Raw genomic sequence first — 19743 nt, 5'->3', positions numbered from 1 at the left:
GAGGTTGGGACAGAAGTGTTTATTTCCGAAGGAGTTGCTTCTGCTCCCGCGCTCGTCCTTTCTCTCTTTTTTATTTTGTTTGTTCGGCTATTTTAAGGTAGCGATAGACACTTGGATCAGAAATATTTAGGATCTTAGCCACTTGTGAGACTGCCCCTTTGATTTGGAATACCCCTTTTTCATTTAACTGACGAATGATCTCAACTTTTAAATCTTTATTTAGCGTGATTTGTTGATCCAATAAGTCTGGCGAAACAATCGAATAAATGATCCCTTCAATCGTTTCTTCCAAGATCTCAACAGAGTCAGAGAATAAAGCAGTGTCTAAGGCGACATGAGAGTGTGATTCTTTTGCTAAGCCAGCTAATCCCAGTATTTCTTGTGATAACTGCTGATATTTACTTATATCCTGATTGATACACAACAATCCAACCAATTCATTTTGATCATTTCGAATAAAAAAAGTAGCACCTTTCAGATTTTTTCCGTTGATCGTCTGGGATTTGTAGTTCACTAAATAGTCTTGTGACAGATGCTTTTTTGAACGAATCAAGTCCAAAGCGAATCCAGTTACCGGTGAATCGATATCTCGACCGCTGATATGATTGTTTTCGATGGCGGCAATATGAAAGTGGTCCTCTTCAAGATTGTGTAGAACGATTTCATAATTTTCACCTAAAGCTTGGCCAAGAAATTTGACTAATGAACTATAAAAATTCAAATTATTTTTATCCATTTTATCACCTGATAATTTTTTATTACCTCTATCATATCATGTATGCTTGTCGCTTACATTAGAAAAATTGAAGAGAGTCGTTGGCAAATGGTGTTTTTCACTTTTAGATGCAGTATCCCTTTTCGCATCGCCAGCTTTTTTCTTATAGGATATTTGAACAGATGGAATCGAAAAAAATGAGTTGGTCTTGCCTTTTTTTTATTTTGACGATCAAAGATGGCTATCTAACGTGGTTAATGCTATAATTGTCCTTAAAAAAATTTTACCTTAATATGAATGGGATGATAGAAGCAGTGACGAATTTTTTGAACGCAACTATAGAGCAACTACCACGAATCGTTGAAATCTATAATCAAGCAATTCCTGGCAAGATGGCTACAGCAGATTTGAAACCAATCACAGTAGAGTCAAGAATCGACTGGTTTGAAGCACATGACCCTGATCATCGGCCTTTATGGCTTATCGAAGAAAAAGGAGAAGTTGTTGGTTGGATCAGTCTTAGTGATTTTTATGGACGGCCAGCCTATGATCAAACGGTAGAAATCAGTATTTACATTGATCAATCCTGTCAGAAGCTTGGGCTTGGGCAAAAAGCGTTGCATTTTGTCGAAAGCCAGTTATCACGCCTGAAGATCGAAACAGTATTAGCCTTTATTTTTGATATCAATCAAGCAAGTCAACGACTATTTGAAAAAAATGGCTATGGGACTTGGGGCCATTTACCAAAAATCGCACACATGGAAGATCGTATGATCGGATTAAATATTTTAGGTAAAACGTATCGTTCATGAGAATCGGCCAAGAGGATGAGACTAAAGTAAAAATTACTTTTAGCTCATCCTTTAAATTTGAAGAAAAGTACAGAAGCGAACTGTCAAAGGGAAAAGCGAAATCCTCAAAAATGTGAAAAGTGTTTTTTGAATTCCTGCTTATTTTTGAAGTGTATCACTTCTATCGCTATTTTTTTTACATATCACTACACAAATTGCTTGATTAGTGCTAAACTACATTTTGAAACAGGTTTTAAAACTGTACTAATCAATGTCTCTATTTTTAATTAAATGGAATGAAAAAGGAGAAAAACAATGGCTGATAAAGTGAAACAAGGATCTAAAACTGTAGTAGAAAGTCTGATCAATCATCATGTGGATTATGTATTTGGGATTCCAGGTGCAAAAATCGATGGTGTGTTCAATGAACTAGAAGATGGCGGCCCTGAGTTGATCGTAACTAGACATGAACAGAATGCGGCTTTTATGGCTCAAGCAATCGGGCGAATCACAGGTGAACCGGGCGTAGTGATTGCTACAAGTGGACCAGGAGCAAGCAACCTAGCAACTGGGTTAGTTACTGCTACTGCAGAAGGTGATCCTGTTCTTGCAATTGCTGGTCAAGTAAAACGTAGTGATCTGCTAAAATTGACGCATCAAAGCATGAATAACGCAGCATTGTTCCAGCCTATCACAAAATATAGTGCTGAAATCCAAGATCCAGAAACGATTTCTGAAGTAATCGCAAATGCCTATCGTATGGCGAAAAGTTCTAAAAAGGGGGCAAGCTTCATCAGTATCCCACAAGATGTAGTCGATGCACCTGTTAAAAATGCAGTGATCCAACCTTTGAGAGACCCTCAATTGGGATCAGCATCAGCTTTAGATATCGACTATTTGGCTGAACGTATCCGTGAAGCTAAATTACCCGTCCTACTTGTAGGGATGCGTGGGTCAAGTGAAAAAGAAACCACAGCAATCAGGAATTTAGTTGAAAAAACAGGCTTGCCTGTAGTAGAGACCTTCCAAGCAGCAGGAGTGATCTCTCGTCAGTTAGAAGAACATTTCTTTGGTAGAGTCGGACTATTTAGAAACCAACCTGGAGATATGTTGTTGAAACGTAGTGATTTGGTCATTGCAATTGGCTACGACCCTATCGAATATGAAGCAAGAAACTGGAATGCCGAAAAAGATGCGCGCATTATTGTGATTGATGAAACGCCAGCAGAAATTGATCCGTATATGCAACCTGAAAGAGAATTGATCGGAAATATCTCAGAAACATTAGACCTATTGACTGTTTCCTTAGAGCCACAACAAGTATCTGTTGATGCGAAGGAATATCTTGCTTCTTTACAAGAAAAACTTGCAGCAAGAGATATCGTTGAATCAAAAAGTGAAGAAGGAATCTTGCATCCGTTAGAAGTGATCAATACGCTTCAAGCAAAAGTAACAGATGACATGACTGTGACTGTTGACGTCGGTAGTCATTATATCTGGATGGCACGTCACTTTAGAAGTTATGAAGCACGTCATCTATTGTTCAGTAACGGCATGCAAACATTAGGAGTTGCCTTGCCTTGGGCTATTTCTGCGGCGTTAGTTCGACCAAACACACAAATCATTTCAGTATCTGGGGATGGCGGTTTCTTGTTCTCTGCACAAGATCTTGAAACAGCAGTACGCAAAAAATTGAATATCGTCCATTTGATTTGGAATGACGGTCGCTACAACATGGTAGAATTTCAAGAGATCATGAAATATCAACGTTCATCTGGTGTCAACTTTGGCCCAGTTGATTTTGTAAAATATGCAGAGGCATTTGGTGCGAAAGGGTTGCGTGTGACAAATGTGGAAGAATTGGATAAAGCATTGGCAGAAGGATTTGAAACAGAAGGTCCTGTGATCATCGATATTCCGATCGATTATCGTGACAATGAAAAATTAGGCGAAACGATTTTACCAGATCAATTTTATTAAGGAGATGCGAGCATGAGTGAAAAGGTATTGTATCAACACGGAACCTTAGGCGCATTGATGGCCGGCTTGATGGATGGAACTGAAACGATCGGTCAAGTACTCGAACATGGAACATTGGGATTAGGCACATTACATGGATTAGATGGAGAAGTCATTTTCTTGGATGGAGAAGCCTATCAAGGTCGTTCTGATGGCGCAGTCATACGATTGACAGGAGAGGAACTGACGCCTTATTCTGCCATTACAGACTTCACAGCCGATCGTTCATTTGATGTAACAACAGAAACAGAAGGCGAAACATTAAAGAAAGACATCCTTGACAAAGAAGATGGGAAAAACTTATTTTTAGCGATAAAAATCACAGGAACCTTCAAAAAAATGCATATCCGAATCATGCCAAAACAAGAAAAACCTTATCGAAGATTAGCCAAGATTTCTGAATCGCAACCGGAGTTCTATCAAGAGAATGTCCAAGGTACACTCGTAGGATTTTTTACCCCAGAACTATTCCAAGGTGTAGCAGCAGCTGGTTTCCATCTGCATTTTATTGATGATACCAGAAAATTTGGTGGGCATGTCATGGAATTCGAATTAGCGAATGGTACTGTTGAAAGTAGCCAAATCGAAAGCTTGGTCCAACATTTTCCAGTAAATGATCCGACTTTTGTTCAAAGCGAAATCGACTATGCAGATTTAGAAAAAGAAATCCAACAAGCAGAATAGATACGGCAATCAAGTAATCGTGGTTGTGTTACCTATAAGAATGAGAGAGTGTGGGGAAAAAAGTGTGACTTGCTTTTTCTCACACTCTTTGTTTGAGGGGGAATAGAAAGCGGTGGAAGGCGGAAAAAACAAATTTTCAACTCTTTTAAATTTATAGACTAGTCAGATCACGTTTTCTAGGCTATAATTTCTTGCATAGAAGGAGTGGATGGGGTCATGTGGACAGAGAAACAAAAAAAGGATGCATACCAGATATTATTATTACAGCAAGAAGGACTATTGGAAGCTGAAGACAATTGGTTAGCTAACTTAGCCAATTCTTCCGCACTTTTAAATGAAACCCTACCAGAAACAGTTTTTGCCGGCTATTATCTTTTCGATGGCGAAGAATTGATTTTAGGACCCTTCCAAGGACGCGTGTCTTGTACGCGAATCAAAATGGGCAAAGGTGTTTGTGGGGAGTCTGCACAAAAACGGATTTCATTGATCGTTGACGATGTTAAAACCCATGAAAACTATATTTCATGTGATTCAGCAGCACAGTCTGAAATCGTCGTACCAATGGTCAAAAACGACCAATTGATTGGGGTATTAGACATTGACTGTGGCGTCACCAATGGCTACGACCGCATTGATCAAGAAAACTTGGAGAAATATGTAGCGCTTTTAGTTGAAAATATGCCAATTAGTGTTATTTCTAAATAAAAAATGAGGATGAAACAGTAGTGTCGAGCCGAAAAAATAAGAAGAAACTGAGAGAGTTGCGGTTCGTTTTTTGGAAATGTTGGTTTATTTTTTCGATGAAAGTCCTTCTGTTTCTATGATTTCTCAAAATTTAGCGGATGAGGTGAAAGTATTGTTACTTTTACCTCATTTTTTTGAAATATTATAATGGTTTTTAGTTTTCATAATCTAATTTTAATGTTATTATCATTTTATAAAATGTTAAAACGATTAAAGGTGGATGAGATATGAGTAACGAAGAAATCATTTTAGGACAAAAATATGCTTGCCGACCGATAGGCTTAAAAAACAAAGTAATTGGCGAAGTGATCAGTAAAATGGAAAATTGTGTCGTTTTATGTGTAGAGGAATACCAAGAGTGCGACCATGAAGAAATATTAGAAAAATGCGGTAAAGTTGTCGCAAAGTATTCGGAAGTTTGTGAATTGCATGAGATTGAAGCGGTGTTTACCACACCAGCTAGAATTTATGAACATGCAGTTGTTTCTTGATCCATCACTAGTATCATATAGATAGCGCTCTGAGCAATTAAGGAGAATGCTTGAAACGGTTCATTTTACATCGGAAATTTAGTGATAAGCAGATATTTTTTAGATTTGCTCCTATCAAATAAGGATAATTGAGAAAGTTGAGGCGTGTGGTTGCTTCAACTTTTTTTGTCTTGCTACTTTACAAATATGAAGATATCGTCTATATTATTGACAAGTCAATAATTGATTAGTCAATGAAGGAGGAAAATGATGGATTTAAGAAAACTAAGCCAGTTGCTCTATCAAATCAAAATCATTAGTCAAGAGGGTACAGCTTTATTTGAAAAAAAGACCGGTTTCAGCTTGACTAGATATGAGCTGCTGATGTTTTTAAGTGAACATGGGGAATGCTTGCAGAGTCAGATCCAACTAGAGATGAAAATTGACAATGCAGCTATCTCACGGCATTTAAAAATATTGGAAGAGAAAGGATACGTTATACGAAAAAGAAATCCGGAAAATAATCGTGAAGTATTCGTTTTACTTTCAGAAAAAGCAATCAAAGAATTGGCTCAGTGTGAGAAAGATCATCAAAATTCCAATAACTCTTTGTGTCTTTCTTTATCTGAGAAAGAACTAATTGAACTAACTCGATTATTAGATAAATTATATCAAAATACCGATGAATAAAGAAAGAAGCGAAAAGAATGAGCAAAGAATTAGCAAACAATGATTTTTCAGAAATCGTATTTGGTAGAAAATCAGTACGTGTCTATGATGAAACAGTGAAAATCTCTCATGAAGAAATGTTAGAAATGATCCAAGAAACAACAACGGCTCCTTCATCAGTAAATCTACAACCTTGGCGCTTTGTTGTAGTCGAAAGTGAAGAAGCAAAAGCTAAATTAAAACCACTGATCCGTTTCAACACACGTCAAAATGATACTTCTTCTGCAATGGTCTTGATTTTTGGAGACATGGAATGCTATGAATACGGCGAAGAAATCTACAACCAAGCAGTAGAAGAAGGGAAAATGCCAGCTGAAGTCCGTGACCAACAATTAGCAGCTATTATTCCTTACTACAAAAACCTTACTCGTCAAGAAATGAATGATGTTGTAAAAATCGATGCTAGCTTAGCTGCAATGCAGTTCATGTTAATTGCTCGCGGTCATGGATATGATACCAATCCAATCGGTGGATTTGAAGCCGATCAATTAGCGGAAGCTTTTGATTTAGATAAAGAACGTTATGTACCTGTTATGATTCTATCAGTAGGTAAAGCAGTAGACCAAGGGTATGAATCTGTTCGTTTGGCTTCAGAAAAAATCACATCTTTTAAGTAAAGCGAGGGAACTAATATGATCGTAATCAATGCAAAATTTTCTATTAAACCTGAAAAAAGAAATGAATTTTTAGCAGAAGTTAAAAATTTGATCGAAGCAACAAAAAAAGAAGACGGTTGTCTAAGCTATAAATTGTTTGAATCAATTGATACAGAAAATGAATTCGTCATGATCGAAAACTGGCGGGATCAACAAGCTGTAGAAGGACATAATCAAAGTCCATTATTGCAAAAATTATTCCATAGTATGCCAGAATACAGCAGTAAAAAATCAGAGATCGTCGTTTCAAAAACAATTGACTAGAAAACAATAGCTTTCTATATATTTATTAAACCAATGAAAAACGTGAGAATTAGACTTAACTGTCGATTTCTCACGTTTTTTTGTTCTATCTATCAGGTCTTGCTACGTAGTACTCAGTCTCTGGTAAGTAACGATGTCTTCTTACTTAGTGGTTCTTTTTTCTCATTATCAAGTGCAGATGCAGCTTTGCTTTTTTTAGTTAGTTGGGAAACAGATGGTAAAGGAGGGGCCTTAAATTTAGAAACGACACTGGTAGTTATACGCCCATTTCGCATTGAAAATTGGAGATGTTCAGTAGTAACCTGATAGAGCATGAGATTAAACAATTCATTTTTGTAGTGATAATCTGGCGGATTCATTGTTTTATACAATTTCGTTTTGACTTCAAGAGTAGTCGATGACAAGAGATCCTCCCAATTGAATTGCGGATAAGCAGTTTGAGCTGCTTGGTAGAAAGAATCAAAATCAGTGTCTTGGTGCTGCCAATCATAAGTGGAAAACTTTTTCGTATCTGCTGAAGAGAACTTTAACTTTTTTTCGATTTTTTCTTTTAACAACTCTATAGTGAGCATTTTTTCTATGTAAATAAGATCATCGAAAGGACAAAGTTTTTGCGCAAGTTCTTTTGCAATCAATTCATACTGTACGCTGAAATTATCAACTGTAATCATTCTACTTTGAAGTTGACGGACAAAATATTTTTCTATACTTGGCAAAGTCAATTGTTTTGCAGCAGAAATGGTTTGATCAAAAAAAGATTGATCCTCAGGCTTTTTGCTTTTTAAATGGAAAAGACACACCATTATATCTTGTTTTGTATAATTTTGTTGATAGTTATTTATTTGTTGCTGGCGATAGGAAAATATAGAATGGAGTAATTCCTGTTTTAAACTATTCTTTTCTTCTGGTTTCATATAGTTCCCTCTTTTCGAATAACTTTTTATATAGTATGAAGTAAAAATTCCAACAATGGACAACAGTTTTTTCCGCTGTAATTAATTTTTGTTTTTGAAAAAAGTTTACTTAGTAAAATCGATAGCACAAAAATCAGAAAGTCAGCATTAGACTAGCTAAAAGAAAAAATTTTTTTCTTGATTGACAAATCAAATGAACTCTGCTATTTTATTACCAATCATTAAAACGCGATGAAAAAGAAAGTAGAGTAACCATGTACGCTAAAGAGAATTCCTGCTTGGTGAGAGGGGATGCGCATCAATTACTTGAAAATGGCTTTTGAGCGGATTTCCCGACTTTATGAAGGAAGTACGGTTGTCCCCGTTAACAAGGCACAGTCTCCAAGATGCAAACTTTTTGGGTACTGATCGAGATGAAATCTGTGAGGATTTTATGATTAAAGGTGGTAACGCATGTCCAATGCCCTTAGCAAATTTTTTGCTAGGGGCATTTTTTGTATTTGCTTTTAAGCAAAGATGACTATCTCATAAAGAGACTCATCGGACATAAAGAATTGGAAGGTGGACGAATTATGGCAGGATTTTTAGTAGTACAAACCGATTTTGGGTTGCAAGATGGCGCGGTAAATGCAATGTATGGAGTGGCTTATCAAGTTGAGCCCAACTTGATCATCAATAATCTCACTCACGAGATTGAACCATACAATATTCATGATGCAAGTTACCGTCTATTGCAAGCAGCAAGTTATTGGCCAGCGGGCACGGTATTTGTTTCGGTTGTTGATCCTGGGGTTGGTTCAACGCGTCGAAGTGTCGTGGCAGAATTAAAAGATGGGCAATATGTCATTACGCCAGACAATGGGACATTGACATATTTGGCACAATACGTAGGAATCAAAGAAGTCCGTCAAATTGATGAAGAAACACAGCGCTTGCCAGGTTCATCAGAAAGTCATACATTCCATGGACGCGATGTCTATGTATACAATGGGGCTCGACTAGCTAGTGGAAATGTACGATTTGACGAACTAGGTTCAGTCATTCCAACGAGCGAGTTAGTAACATTCCCATTGATTGCTCCTGTCCAAAATGAACATACAACGACAGGTACGATCGATATCACCGATATTCGTTTCGGCTCACTTTGGACGAACATTCCGGTGGATTTTTTCAAAAATTGGCAAATTGAATATGGACAAAGCTTACTAGTAAAAATATACTATCAAGGTGTAGTCCGTTACCAAGATGAGGTTGTCTTTGGACGTTCGTTTGCTCAAGTAGCGCCAAAAAAAGCGGTATTATACATCAATTCATTATTGAACGTTGGTTTAGGGATCAATCTGGATTCATTTTCAGCTGTATATAAGATCGGAACAGGCAATGACTGGACGATCGAACTGACAAAGAACTAAGAAAAGAACTAAGAAAAGAAGCACTTATTACGTATTAATTAAAAAGGGGTAAAAAAGTATGAGTAAAAAATTCACGGTAAAACACATTGTAGCAATTGGTATCGGCGCAGCGGTCTTCTTCATTTTGAAACGTTTCGTAACTATTCCAACAGGGATTCCTAATACGGATATCGCAACGGCGTATCCTTTCTTGGCATTGTTAGGCGTTGTTTATGGCCCTATCGTTGCAGGGTTAGCAGGCTTTATCGGTCATGCACTTGGTGACTTGACGACCTATGGGGCATGGTGGTCATGGATCATTGCTTCAGGTATTTTAGGTGTCTTCTTTGGCTTGTTAGCTAAACGTATCCCAATCGAACAAGGAACTTTTGGGAAAAAAGAAATCGGAACATTTCTTGTTGGTGAAACGATCGCCAATTTGATTACATGGGTAGTGATAGCACCAATCGGAGATATCTTGATCTATGCGGAGGCACCAAGCAAAGTCTTTACACAAGGTATCGTTGCAGGGATCACAAATGCGATTGTAACAGGTGTCATCGGTGTTATTTTGCTAAAAGCCTATGCACAGACGAAAACGAAAAAAGGTAGCTTAAATAAAGAAGATTAGAACGTGAGGATATAAAATGATCGAGTTTCATGATTTTACATTTCAATATGATAGCCAAGCCGAACCCACGCTGAAAAATATCAATTTATCCATCAAACAAGGAGAAAAGATTTTGATCATGGGACCTAGTGGCTCAGGAAAATCTACCTTAGGGAAATGTTTGAATGGTATCATCCCGCAAAATGAAAAAGGTAGTTATACTGGGAGTTTGAACATCAACGGGAAGTTGTTTGGTGAATCCACCATCTATGACCTTTCGTTAGATGTGGGGACAGTATTGCAAGATACGGATAGCCAGTTTGTTGGCTTGACAGTGGCTGAAGATATTGCATTTTCATTGGAAAACGAGATGATTGAGCAAACGGAGATGCGCAAGGCGGTAAATTATTGGTCTGAAAAAACCAATCTATCGGAACAATTAGAAAAACGCCCACAAGATCTCTCTGGCGGTCAGAAGCAACGTGTAACGATGGCTGGCGTCTTGATCGATGAAACGCCGATCCTTTTGTTTGATGAACCTTTAGCCAATCTCGATCCACAAACGGGGTATGAAGCGATTCAAATGATCGACCAGTTGTATCAGTCGCAAAAATTTACAACAATCATTATCGAACACCGGTTGGAAGAAGTTTTAGCAGCACCAATCGATCGTGTTATTCTAATGAACGAAGGAACGATCATCGCAGATAGCACGCCAACAGAATTACTAAAAAGTGACCTTTTGACAATGTATGGTATACGCGAACCGTTGTATATCTCTGCTTTGAAACGTGCGGGTATTTCTTTGGAAGAGTTTTCTGATCTAACACAGGTCGATCAACTAGTTTCCCCAGAAATAGCAACGGCATTAGCCAAGGATCAGGGAGAATTCAAAGCAATTCCGTTAAAAGAAACGCCATTACTGACACTGAAAAATATTTCCTTTGGCTTTGGGGATGAGCAAGTCATCAAAAAAATTGACTTGACACTCTATCAAGGAGAAATGGTCAGTCTTGTTGGGCATAATGGGGCAGGCAAGTCTACGCTGTCGAACCTGATCACAGGTTTTTATCCTCTTCAAACAGGTGAACTGTTGTGGAAAGGGCAATCCATTGCAAATGAAAGTATCAAGGAACGAGCCGATAAAATAGGTTACGTGTTGCAAAATAGCAATCAAATGCTATCGAAGAATATGATTTTTGAAGAGGTCGCATTAGGGTTGGAGAACCAGGGTGTCGAACCTGAGGAGATCCAGGAAAAAGTTTTTGACACATTGAAGGTCTGTGGACTCTACGAATTTCGTAATTGGCCAATCTCTGCATTGAGCCATGGGCAAAAACGCCGAGTAGCAATTGCAGCTATTTTAGTACTCGAGCCTGAATTGCTGATCCTTGATGAACCTACAGCGGGGCAAGATTATTACCATTATAATGAAATGATGACCTTTTTACGCACGTTGAACCAGCAAGGGATTACCATCTTGATGATCACCCATGATATGCACCTGATGTTGGAACATACCCGACGGACGTTGGTATTGAAACAAGGACAGATCATCGCGGATGAGACCCCTGCCAATGTCTTATCTTCGGCAGAATTAGTTGCCTCAGCAAGTCTTCGTGAAACGAGTCTCTATCGTTTGGCACAAAACAATCATTTAGCAGATGCCACCGATTTTGTGTCGGCATTCATCCAGCATGAGGAGGTGCCTACTGATGGCAGACAATAATTTGATCGGTTATTTGCCGAAAAAAACGGTGATCCATCAACTTAGCGGCTTCACTAAATTGTTGTGTTTTTTAATGATTTCAGTAGTTGGGATGATCTCGTATGACACACGTTTTTTGCTAGTGCTTGCGCTTTTCTCTATTATTCTTTTTCGAACAGCAAAAATTACGTATCGTGAGATTTCCTTTGTATTGAAATTCATCGCATTCTTTTCGATTTTGAATTTATTGACGGTTTATCTATTTGCACCAGAATATGGCGTGACGATCTATGGGACAAGACATGTGATTTTTGAAGGAATCGGCCGGTATACACTCACACAAGAACAACTTTTTTATGAGTTCAATCTGCTGATCAAATATTTCGTCACGATTCCACCAGGGTTGATCTTTATTTTGACGACGAACCCTAGTGAATTGGCATCAAGTATTCATCGAGTAGGTGGATCATATAAGATCGCTTATGCTTTTTCTTTAGCATTGCGTTATATCCCAGATATTCAAGAAGATTTTCGAACGATTTCAAAAGCACAGCAAGCTCGAGGAAATGAACTATCTAAGAAAGCCTCGTTGATGAAACGAGTACGTGGCAATTTAACGATTGCGATTCCTTTGATTTTCTCCAGTTTAGAACGGATCGAAACGATTTCTTCGGCGATGGAGCTTCGTCGTTTCGGTAAGAAAAAAAGCCGCACTTGGTTGTTAGCTAAACCCTTGAAACGCAATGATTATTTGGCATTATTACTGGTAATCTTATTGTGTGCCACAGGGATATCTTTATTGTTCATCAATGGCGGACGCTTTTATAATCCGTTTCGCTAGAGTTTTGGATACATGTCTCAAGACAAAAAAATTGGAAGACTGAAAATCTTTTTTACGATTTTCAGTCTTCCTGTTTTTGTTTGTTAGTGAAATCCTCATTGACTTACTCATTATCAAAAAAAAATTGATTTTTCGGTGGGTTTTCTGTCAAAAACAAGGACGGATCATTGTTAGATTGGTTCAATGATTTTTAATAGCTAGAATAAAACAGCAGAAGCTAATGCTTGTTGAATAGCTACAATATTTTTGTCCTTGCGGAATTGTAGACTCTCGGCTGGAAGTTCAGCGCTAGAAATCCAAATTTTCAACTCTGCATCCAAATCAAAATGACCACTTGTTTCTACAGAAAAACGTGAGATTGATTTATAAGGAATCGACTTATATTCTACTTTTTTACCAGTGACACCTTGTTTGTCAACGATAATCAATCGTTTGTCTGTAAAAACAATTAAGTCTCTTACTAATTTAAAAGCTAAATCCACGTTTTCATTAGGTACTAAGACCCCTTGTAGTTCTTTTTCTACAGATTTATTATCATGTTGTGCAGCATTTCCCATTAGTCCATCGAATAATCCCATTTTTTAACTCCTCATTTCTGATATAATAGATTTGTCATTTTAAAAGATGGTCCGTGTTGCAACACGGGTTTTAATTTTTATAAAAGAAAGCGACAAGGCTTTCTAGCAGAACCTATTCATTTGTCTTCAAATAATTCAGTTTATATTCGTAAGTTTGACCAGATATCTTCCTAAAAGTCCTTTTTTAGTTTTTTACTAAAGAGTATACTTGGTCTTCATGATCATATATTCACAAATGCCTAGGAATAGTAAATCGATATCTATGTTTAACTATATATTTATGATGACTTAAAACTGATGTGTGTCAATGAGTTAGTCGATTTTTAGTTTACAAATAGAACCGTCGAAAAATAGTTTAGGAATTCATTAGGAAAAAACGAAATAAATACAGAAATCCGTATTACTTTAGTTGTTACTGAAACTGCTAACTAATACGTGTTACATAAAATTCCGAGCAAATTGGATTTATTAAAGAATACAGTTATGATGATATTTATAATAATATTATCAAATGAGTAGTGGTAATGTGGCGAGAAAGTCGACAACTAAAATAGCAGATAAGCCAAATAAGAAAAACATTTAGATTCATGGATTTAATTATTGGAAGGTTGATGAGTAATGATCACGATTATGGATTATCCAGAATATAAAAAGAAGTATCCAAAAAAATCTATGTCAGAGTGGTTTGCGTATCAGGCTCTGTTAGTTTTAGAAAATATGAGGGAAGAGTATCAAGATGTGAAGCAACAGTTGAGTGGATCTGAGCAATTAAGAGCGGAAGAAATCATTCAAGAATATGAACAAGAATTCTTAAAGTAGCATTCACTTCAAACTATTATTAAGTTTTTTGATGCGAACTAAAAGAAGATCTAAAAATCCAGACTACAAAAGATTTTATCTGGGGACCATACGACAAATTAGCTCCTTGGATTTCCCTTTTCTCAGAATGATATTGTGATGCAAAAAAATGCAAAATTCTTTCATTCTTCTCTTTGGTAAAAATAAAAAAACGTTGATTTAACAACGTTTTTTACACCTGTTTGTTTGTCTCAACAATACACAATGGAGACGGCGGGAGTCGAACCCGCGTCCAAACACATCGACACTTAAAAATCTACGTTCATAGTCAACTCATTTGAGGTTTCGCTTTACAGCTTGCCGAGTGACAGGCATTCTGTATTGCTAGTCTGATGATCTCTTTTAAACTTTACAGACGGAAAAGTTTAACGTATCCCACTAAATTTGAGACCCTTACTCGAGCACATGGGCGATGCCGAGAGGATCTACGCTAACTGTTTTTAGGCAGCTAAAGCGTAAGAGTTGTTTTCGTTTTTAGCAGTTATATTTAACTGTAACGTTTTAACGTAGACGTAACCTACGAAACGCAATTCAAGCTCGAACTGTGCCTGTCGAATCCGTAACGTCCCCGTAAAGATACAAGGGTTACGTATATTTTCATACAAAGCATAGTATACCATAATCGTTCTTTTTTTCAAGGATAAAGAGTTAATTCAGAAACATTGGATGATACGGTAAGCACCAACAGTTCTTAGTATAAGGAGTTACCGCATCATTTCCTGTTTGATCTAAATCAAGTCGAAATGCTTCAATGCGTGGACGATTCCACCTTCAGTATTTTTCTTTGTAATAAAGGTCGAAAGTTCTTTCAAGCCATCATACGCATTTCCCATAGCGATTTTATTGTCACAGGCTTCAAGTAAAGCAAAGTCGTTTGGACCATCGCCAAATCCAAATGTCGGTACATCTGCCAAATCCATTTCTTGTTTTAGACGTTTGACACCAACACCTTTAGAAATCCCTTTTTTAACGGTATCGATAGAGTAAGGGCCATTTCGATAAAATGTCAATTCTGGAAAATGTTCATGGTAGTATTCATCACCTGATTTTGACAGGATCAATAGCATGTTGATTGGATGATCCAAGAAAGCATACGGATTGATTTCTGGAACAGTTGAATGAATGAAATCGTACGCTTCGATCATTGTTTGATCGTGGCCAGTACACCAAATATTTTGATGATTATAAAAAGATAACTGGTGACCCTGGCTAGTGACATGATCGAGCATTCTCTGACACTCATCGGTAGAGAATTTTTCTGAATGAATTTCTTTTCCATCTACGCTGATGTAGGAACCATTCATCGTTACCGCAGAAGTAATACCGGCATCAGACATGATATGCTTGATCTCTGCTTCTGTTCGGCCCGTCGCAATGACTGGCAAAACATTATTTTTTTTCAATGCTTCCATTGCGTTTGCCACTTCGGGTGTGATCTTTGAACGAGAATCTAATAAGGTTCCATCAAGATCGAAAAAAGTAATCGCACGATAATTTGACACACAAAAAACCCCTTTATTATTGGATTAACTCTATCTTAACAAAGTTTGAATAAAAGACAAACGTTTCGTGAAGAATTCCTGAATATATTGGTTCAAACCAACTTTTAGAGTATACTAGAAGGAGAGATTTAGGAGGGGATTGGATGATTTTTTTTACTGTCGGAATCGGATTGTCATTCATTGGGATGCTGTTTTTACTTGTACCTTCTAAAGGGAATATCCCGTTTTATGGCTACCATTCACCACGTGCAGTCCAGTCAGAAGAACATTTTCGCTTAGCGCAAAAAACGAGTGGTAAATACTTTTTGCTTTTTGGCTTATTGATGGCGCTTATAGGCTATTGGCTAAAAATTACAGGACATACGAATTTTTTTATAATTGAAATGCTGGTGTTGGTTTTTCCAATCATGCCTATTTTTATATTAACGGAAAAAAGACTTCAAAAAATGGATGATGAACTTGGGAGGAATAAAGATGAATATTTTGATGATCGAAGATAATCAATCCGTATCAGAAATGATGCAGATGTTTTTTTTGAATGAAGGATGGGAAGCAACATTCAAATACGATGGTAAAGAGGGGCTAGATGCATTTCTAGAGAAACCGAACTACTGGGATATGGTGACGTTAGATTTGAATTTACCAACGATGGATGGAATGATTGTCGGACGTGAGATCAGAAAAGTGTCCAGCACGGTACCTATCATTATGTTGACAGCACGGGATTCAGAGAGTGATCAAGTGATCGGCTTAGAGATGGGGGCAGATGATTATGTTACAAAACCCTTTAGTCCATTGACATTGATTGCACGTATGAAGGCATTGCATCGCCGCAGTGAATTAGTCGAAACAAAGGATGAAGCTGGGAACGCCGATCAGCATTTTGATATCCAAACGGACCATTTTAAAATGAACACGAAAACACGTGAAGCTTATTTAAATGAAAAACCAATCGAAGGATTGACACCAAAAGAATTTGATTTATTGTTTACGTTAGCTAAAAAGCCTCGCCAAGTGTTTTCACGGGAACAACTTTTGGAATTGGTGTGGGATTATCAATATTTTGGAGATGAACGCACGGTTGATGCGCATATCAAAAAATTACGCCAAAAAATTGAAAAAGTAGGACCGCAAGTCATCCAAACAGTTTGGGGCGTGGGCTACAAATTTGATGATTCTGGTGTTGCCTAATGCGGTATCTTTATCAACAATTATTAGCTTTTTGTGGGATGATCGTCCTGATTATTTTGATCGTAGGGGTTTCGTTTACACAATTGACGAAACAAACGATCGAAGAAAACAACTACCAACAATTGTTTGGTTATGCAGAGTCAGTTGAAAAATCGACGCAAACTTATTCGGATACATTTCCGCAGATGACACAAGATCAAGCATTTCAAAATGCACTCTTTTTCACTGAACAAGTCTTGTCTGAACAAAATGTAAATTTTATTTTTATTGACAAAAATGAGCGAGTCATCTATCCAACAAATAATACGATATTGGCTTTTTCGATAAATTCGAATCAGTGGGAAAATCTGCGAAGTGGTCGACAAGTAAAATATACCTCGAACAAGAATATTTTAGGACAAAACCAAGCAACCTCTTATGCACTTGTTCCTTTTAACTTAGACCATGAATTTTATGGCGGATTGGTGGTTAGTCAGCCAGCTAGAAACATTGATAATAGTGTACGTTCTGTTACTCTGAATCTTTTCAAAGGATTCATTTTTTCGAGTATTATTGCCATCATCGGAAGTTACGGATTTGCAGCTTTTCAGGTGAAACGAATCAATCGTTTAAGAAATGCGACAAAAGAAGTGACGAATGGTAATTTTGATGTTCAATTACCTGTACATGATAAAGACGAATTTGACGAACTAGCTGATGATTTCAATAAAATGACGAATTCTCTAAAAGAGTCACAAGCAGAGATCGAAGAGCAAGAAAATCGTAGAAGGCAGTTTATGGCAGATGCGTCGCATGAAATGCGTACACCTTTAACGACGATTAATGGATTACTTGAAGGGTTAGAATATAATGCAATTCCAGAGAATCAACGGGACAATGCCATCAAGTTGATGAAAAATGAAACAGAGCGGTTGATTCGCTTGGTCAACGAGAATTTAGACTATGAAAAAATACGAACAAATCAGATCAGTATGGTCATCAAGAAATTCAATGGAACAGAAACGCTGGAAAATATCGTTGCACAATTAGAAGCGAAAGCAGAGGCAGCTGGCGATGCTTTGGTACTGAATGCAGAACCAGATATAGAAATATATGCAGATTATGATCGCTTTGTTCAGATCATGGTCAATATCATTCAAAATGCGATTCAATTTACAGAAAATGGAACGATTACGATCTCTTTGGAAAAGGGGTATCTGGAAACAATCATCAAAATACAAGATACCGGTATCGGGATGTCAGAACAGCAGATGAAGAGCATTTGGGATCGTTACTATAAAGTAGACCCGTCAAGAAAAAATACCAAATATGGTGAATCTGGATTAGGCTTGCCGATCGTTCAACAATTGGTTCGTCTCCACAAAGGTAAATTGGAAGTTGAGAGCGAACTAGGGAAAGGAACGACCTTTACAGTTAAACTGCCAGATGTTGAACTCTAGAGTACATGGAAAAAGAGATCGAGACAAAAGTCATTTAGGTTGTTTAGGTTTGAGAAATTGGAGAAAAAAAACGAACAATACATTTTTTGTATTGTTCGTTTTTTTGAAAGTTCCGAAAAAAATGACTTTTGGACGCCGTTTATTTGAGAGAGGCTGGGACAAAAGTGTTTAACTCCGAGAAATAAGAAGAAATGAACGAAAATTGCTTTTCAAATTTTTGTGAATTTCGGCTTATTTAAGAAGGAGTTGCTTTTTGCTCCCGCCTTTTATTCGAGAGTTTGTAGCAAACCTAATTTTTAGATTTGTCTACATTCTTTTTATTTATCTTGTAAGGAATCTACGTATTGACTGCGAGCAATCGTCTCATCATGTGTAAGAAGTAATAGTGCTACGTTTTGTTTTTTGACTAGACGTTCAAGTAAATCGAGCAGTTCTTGAGTTTCGGCAACAGTTAATAGATCAAAAAAATCTTCTAGAATGATTTGTTGTTTTTTTGCTAATAAAGCATGTAATAATTGTAATTTGATCTTTTCAAAAAGAGTAAGATCATCTGGCTCTTGATCTAGTAAAAACGAGTCTACATTTAGTTCTTCTTGGAACATCAAACGGGACTGCTTATTTTCGGGAATGTTCAAGAGTACTTGATCTTTAACTTTTAAATAAGGAAACAATGGCCAATCTTTCTGAACAAGTAGAGGTTCATTTTTACTTGTAAGAAAAACTTGCTTTTTTAGTTCCTTCAAAAGTTCAAGATTGTTGTGGTCACTCTTTTGATAGAGTATCGCAGTGAGTTTACCGTTGGAAAGGGTACGATCAAATGGTGTCAAAGAAAATCATCCTTCCTTTTTTTAACCGATGATAAAATATAGAAAATTGGAGAATACTCAAGGACATACTAGTACCTGCCAGCATAAGAACTGTTTGGTAAAATCCTTTTAAAGTGTCAATAAGGAAAAGATCATTCACAAACTCAATCTTAAAGAATGTTTGTTGATCCATTGGAATAGCTAATTTTGATGTAGTTGCTAAAGAATGGATATCTGGCATATCAAAGAATTTCAAACAGAGAAAGTTGATTTGTTGAATCATTTCTTGGTAAGAACGTTGGAAGAGCACGATCCATAGTAATAAGACCGTACAACAAATCAATAGAGGCAACATCAATTGCCAAGCAATAAAAAGAAAAATTTTTCCTTTAGATAGTCCAGCTAAACGCCAGTTGATCAATTCTTGACTATCCTGACGAAGCGATCGTTGAAAGAAAAAAATGAACATCACAGAAAATATAGTCAATAGTATGACAATAACTTTCAAATAGAATTGTCTTATCGTAACGATTGAGGGCAAGTTTGCTTTTACTGCGGTAATATCTAAAAAATTGAGACGTTCCTGTACTTGACTATAGATAGTCGTTTGTACATGGTAAAGGTTACAGGCAAGCATCAATAAAAAGGCAGCAATACTTGAAAACAGACAATAAAATATCGTCTGTTTTTTATAGTAGACTAAACGAGCTGTTGAATACCGAATCATTCTCATCTTTTTTCACCTCTAATCAATTATAAAAAATGAATATGAATAAATTATGAAATTCGTATAGTGAAATAACGAATTCCTTTTTTGATAATAAAAAAGCAAG

22 protein-coding genes, 1 other RNA gene and 1 other annotated feature are annotated in these 19743 nt (G+C 37.0%); of the genes, 16 read left to right on the top strand and 7 right to left on the bottom strand.

The window, feature by feature from the left end:
* Positions 1-70 precede the first annotated feature (70 nt).
* The gene (locus FGQ66_RS08310) at positions 71-736 is read right to left on the bottom strand and encodes a helix-turn-helix transcriptional regulator (RefSeq protein ID WP_005876946.1); all 666 of its coding nucleotides are present in this window, start codon (positions 734-736) and stop codon (positions 71-73) included.
* A gap of 272 nt (positions 737-1008) precedes the next feature.
* Between FGQ66_RS08310 and FGQ66_RS08305 the strand changes: the two genes are divergently transcribed.
* The 8 genes from FGQ66_RS08305 to FGQ66_RS08270 all read left to right on the top strand — a co-directional run bounded on the left by FGQ66_RS08305 (position 1009) and on the right by FGQ66_RS08270 (position 7072).
* Entirely contained in the window at positions 1009-1527 is a 519-nt protein-coding gene (locus FGQ66_RS08305; RefSeq protein ID WP_138302168.1) for a GNAT family N-acetyltransferase, read from the top strand.
* Positions 1528-1821: 294 nt separating this feature from the next.
* Entirely contained in the window at positions 1822-3486 is a 1665-nt protein-coding gene (alsS, locus tag FGQ66_RS08300) for an acetolactate synthase AlsS (RefSeq protein WP_138302167.1), read from the top strand.
* Positions 3487-3498: 12 nt separating this feature from the next.
* Positions 3499-4209, top strand: a complete 711-nt coding sequence (gene budA, locus FGQ66_RS08295) for an acetolactate decarboxylase (protein WP_138302166.1) — start codon at positions 3499-3501, stop codon at positions 4207-4209.
* 216 nt (positions 4210-4425) lie between these two features.
* Complete coding sequence (gene msrC / locus FGQ66_RS08290; protein WP_138302165.1) at positions 4426-4914, top strand: free L-methionine (R)-S-oxide reductase MsrC; 489 nt, start codon at positions 4426-4428, stop codon at positions 4912-4914.
* A gap of 266 nt (positions 4915-5180) precedes the next feature.
* Positions 5181-5444, top strand: a complete 264-nt coding sequence (locus tag FGQ66_RS08285) for a hypothetical protein (protein WP_005876936.1) — start codon at positions 5181-5183, stop codon at positions 5442-5444.
* A 249-nt stretch (positions 5445-5693) separates the two neighbouring features.
* Positions 5694-6113 (top strand): MarR family winged helix-turn-helix transcriptional regulator, encoded by a 420-nt coding sequence (locus tag FGQ66_RS08280; protein ID WP_005876934.1) that lies wholly within the window; start codon positions 5694-5696, stop codon positions 6111-6113.
* Positions 6114-6130: 17 nt separating this feature from the next.
* Entirely contained in the window at positions 6131-6769 is a 639-nt protein-coding gene (locus tag FGQ66_RS08275) for a nitroreductase family protein (protein WP_005876933.1), read from the top strand.
* 15 nt (positions 6770-6784) lie between these two features.
* A complete protein-coding gene (locus tag FGQ66_RS08270) occupies positions 6785-7072 on the top strand; it encodes a putative quinol monooxygenase (RefSeq protein WP_005876932.1) in 288 nt (95 codons plus the stop codon).
* Positions 7073-7185: 113 nt separating this feature from the next.
* Here FGQ66_RS08270 and FGQ66_RS08265 read toward each other — a convergent pair whose 3' ends face one another.
* The gene (locus FGQ66_RS08265) at positions 7186-7986 is read right to left on the bottom strand and encodes a hypothetical protein (RefSeq protein ID WP_138302164.1); all 801 of its coding nucleotides are present in this window, start codon (positions 7984-7986) and stop codon (positions 7186-7188) included.
* Positions 7987-8208: 222 nt separating this feature from the next.
* Positions 8209-8457: a binding site (T-box leader), on the top strand.
* A 101-nt stretch (positions 8458-8558) separates the two neighbouring features.
* Between FGQ66_RS08265 and FGQ66_RS08260 the strand changes: the two genes are divergently transcribed.
* Genes FGQ66_RS08260 through FGQ66_RS08245 form a run of 4 tightly spaced genes read left to right on the top strand, consistent with a single transcriptional unit; the run spans position 8559 to position 12536 of the window.
* Positions 8559-9398: an SAM hydrolase/SAM-dependent halogenase family protein gene (locus tag FGQ66_RS08260; RefSeq protein ID WP_081134285.1), complete on the top strand. Its 840-nt coding sequence runs from the start codon at positions 8559-8561 to the stop codon at positions 9396-9398.
* Positions 9399-9456: 58 nt separating this feature from the next.
* The gene (locus tag FGQ66_RS08255) at positions 9457-10008 is read left to right on the top strand and encodes an ECF-type riboflavin transporter substrate-binding protein (protein WP_005876741.1); all 552 of its coding nucleotides are present in this window, start codon (positions 9457-9459) and stop codon (positions 10006-10008) included.
* A 16-nt stretch (positions 10009-10024) separates the two neighbouring features.
* Positions 10025-11716: an ABC transporter ATP-binding protein gene (locus FGQ66_RS08250; RefSeq protein ID WP_005876743.1), complete on the top strand. Its 1692-nt coding sequence runs from the start codon at positions 10025-10027 to the stop codon at positions 11714-11716.
* Positions 11703-12536: an energy-coupling factor transporter transmembrane component T family protein gene (locus FGQ66_RS08245; protein ID WP_138302163.1), complete on the top strand. Its 834-nt coding sequence runs from the start codon at positions 11703-11705 to the stop codon at positions 12534-12536. The genes FGQ66_RS08250 and FGQ66_RS08245 overlap by 14 nt, the downstream gene beginning before the upstream one ends.
* A 197-nt stretch (positions 12537-12733) precedes the next feature.
* On the opposite strand, the gene FGQ66_RS08240 is transcribed toward FGQ66_RS08245, so the two are convergent.
* Positions 12734-13114 carry a PH domain-containing protein gene (locus FGQ66_RS08240; protein ID WP_005876746.1) on the bottom strand — a complete coding sequence of 127 codons (381 nt, stop codon included), beginning with the start codon at positions 13112-13114 and terminating at the stop codon, positions 12734-12736.
* 618 nt (positions 13115-13732) lie between these two features.
* Here FGQ66_RS08240 and FGQ66_RS08235 point away from each other — a divergent pair.
* Entirely contained in the window at positions 13733-13933 is a 201-nt protein-coding gene (locus FGQ66_RS08235; RefSeq protein ID WP_138302162.1) for a hypothetical protein, read from the top strand.
* 241 nt (positions 13934-14174) lie between these two features.
* Here FGQ66_RS08235 and ssrA read toward each other — a convergent pair.
* Positions 14175-14542, bottom strand: a transfer-messenger RNA (tmRNA) gene (gene ssrA / locus FGQ66_RS08230).
* Between the two features lie 158 nt (positions 14543-14700).
* Entirely contained in the window at positions 14701-15474 is a 774-nt protein-coding gene (locus tag FGQ66_RS08225) for a Cof-type HAD-IIB family hydrolase (protein ID WP_081135714.1), read from the bottom strand.
* A gap of 143 nt (positions 15475-15617) precedes the next feature.
* Between FGQ66_RS08225 and FGQ66_RS08220 the strand changes: the two genes are divergently transcribed.
* From FGQ66_RS08220 to FGQ66_RS08210, 3 genes are read left to right on the top strand one after another with little or no spacing between them, the layout of a single operon-like run.
* On the top strand, positions 15618-15974 hold the full coding sequence (locus tag FGQ66_RS08220; protein ID WP_005876856.1) for an SdpI family protein: 357 nt from the start codon (positions 15618-15620) through the stop codon (positions 15972-15974).
* A complete protein-coding gene (locus FGQ66_RS08215; RefSeq protein ID WP_138302161.1) occupies positions 15949-16665 on the top strand; it encodes a winged helix-turn-helix domain-containing protein in 717 nt (238 codons plus the stop codon). Before FGQ66_RS08220 ends, FGQ66_RS08215 begins: the two co-directional genes overlap by 26 nt.
* The gene (locus tag FGQ66_RS08210) at positions 16665-18104 is read left to right on the top strand and encodes an ATP-binding protein (RefSeq protein ID WP_005876860.1); all 1440 of its coding nucleotides are present in this window, start codon (positions 16665-16667) and stop codon (positions 18102-18104) included. Before FGQ66_RS08215 ends, FGQ66_RS08210 begins: the two co-directional genes overlap by 1 nt.
* 317 nt (positions 18105-18421) lie before the next feature.
* Here FGQ66_RS08210 and FGQ66_RS08205 read toward each other — a convergent pair whose 3' ends face one another.
* Together FGQ66_RS08205 and FGQ66_RS08200 are read right to left on the bottom strand one after the other, a co-directional pair.
* A complete protein-coding gene (locus FGQ66_RS08205) occupies positions 18422-18931 on the bottom strand; it encodes a hypothetical protein (protein WP_081135716.1) in 510 nt (169 codons plus the stop codon).
* Complete coding sequence (locus FGQ66_RS08200) at positions 18918-19643, bottom strand: hypothetical protein (RefSeq protein ID WP_138302160.1); 726 nt, start codon at positions 19641-19643, stop codon at positions 18918-18920. Before FGQ66_RS08200 ends, FGQ66_RS08205 begins: the two co-directional genes overlap by 14 nt.
* Positions 19644-19743: the final 100 nt, after the last annotated feature.

It is taken from the genome of Enterococcus sp. BSD2780061688st2 D3 (assembly GCF_005844145.1).
Lineage (GTDB): Bacteria > Bacillota > Bacilli > Lactobacillales > Enterococcaceae > Enterococcus_B > Enterococcus_B durans.
Note: the sequence above shows the minus strand (reverse complement) of the source record. Positions and strands in the feature narration are given on the sequence as shown.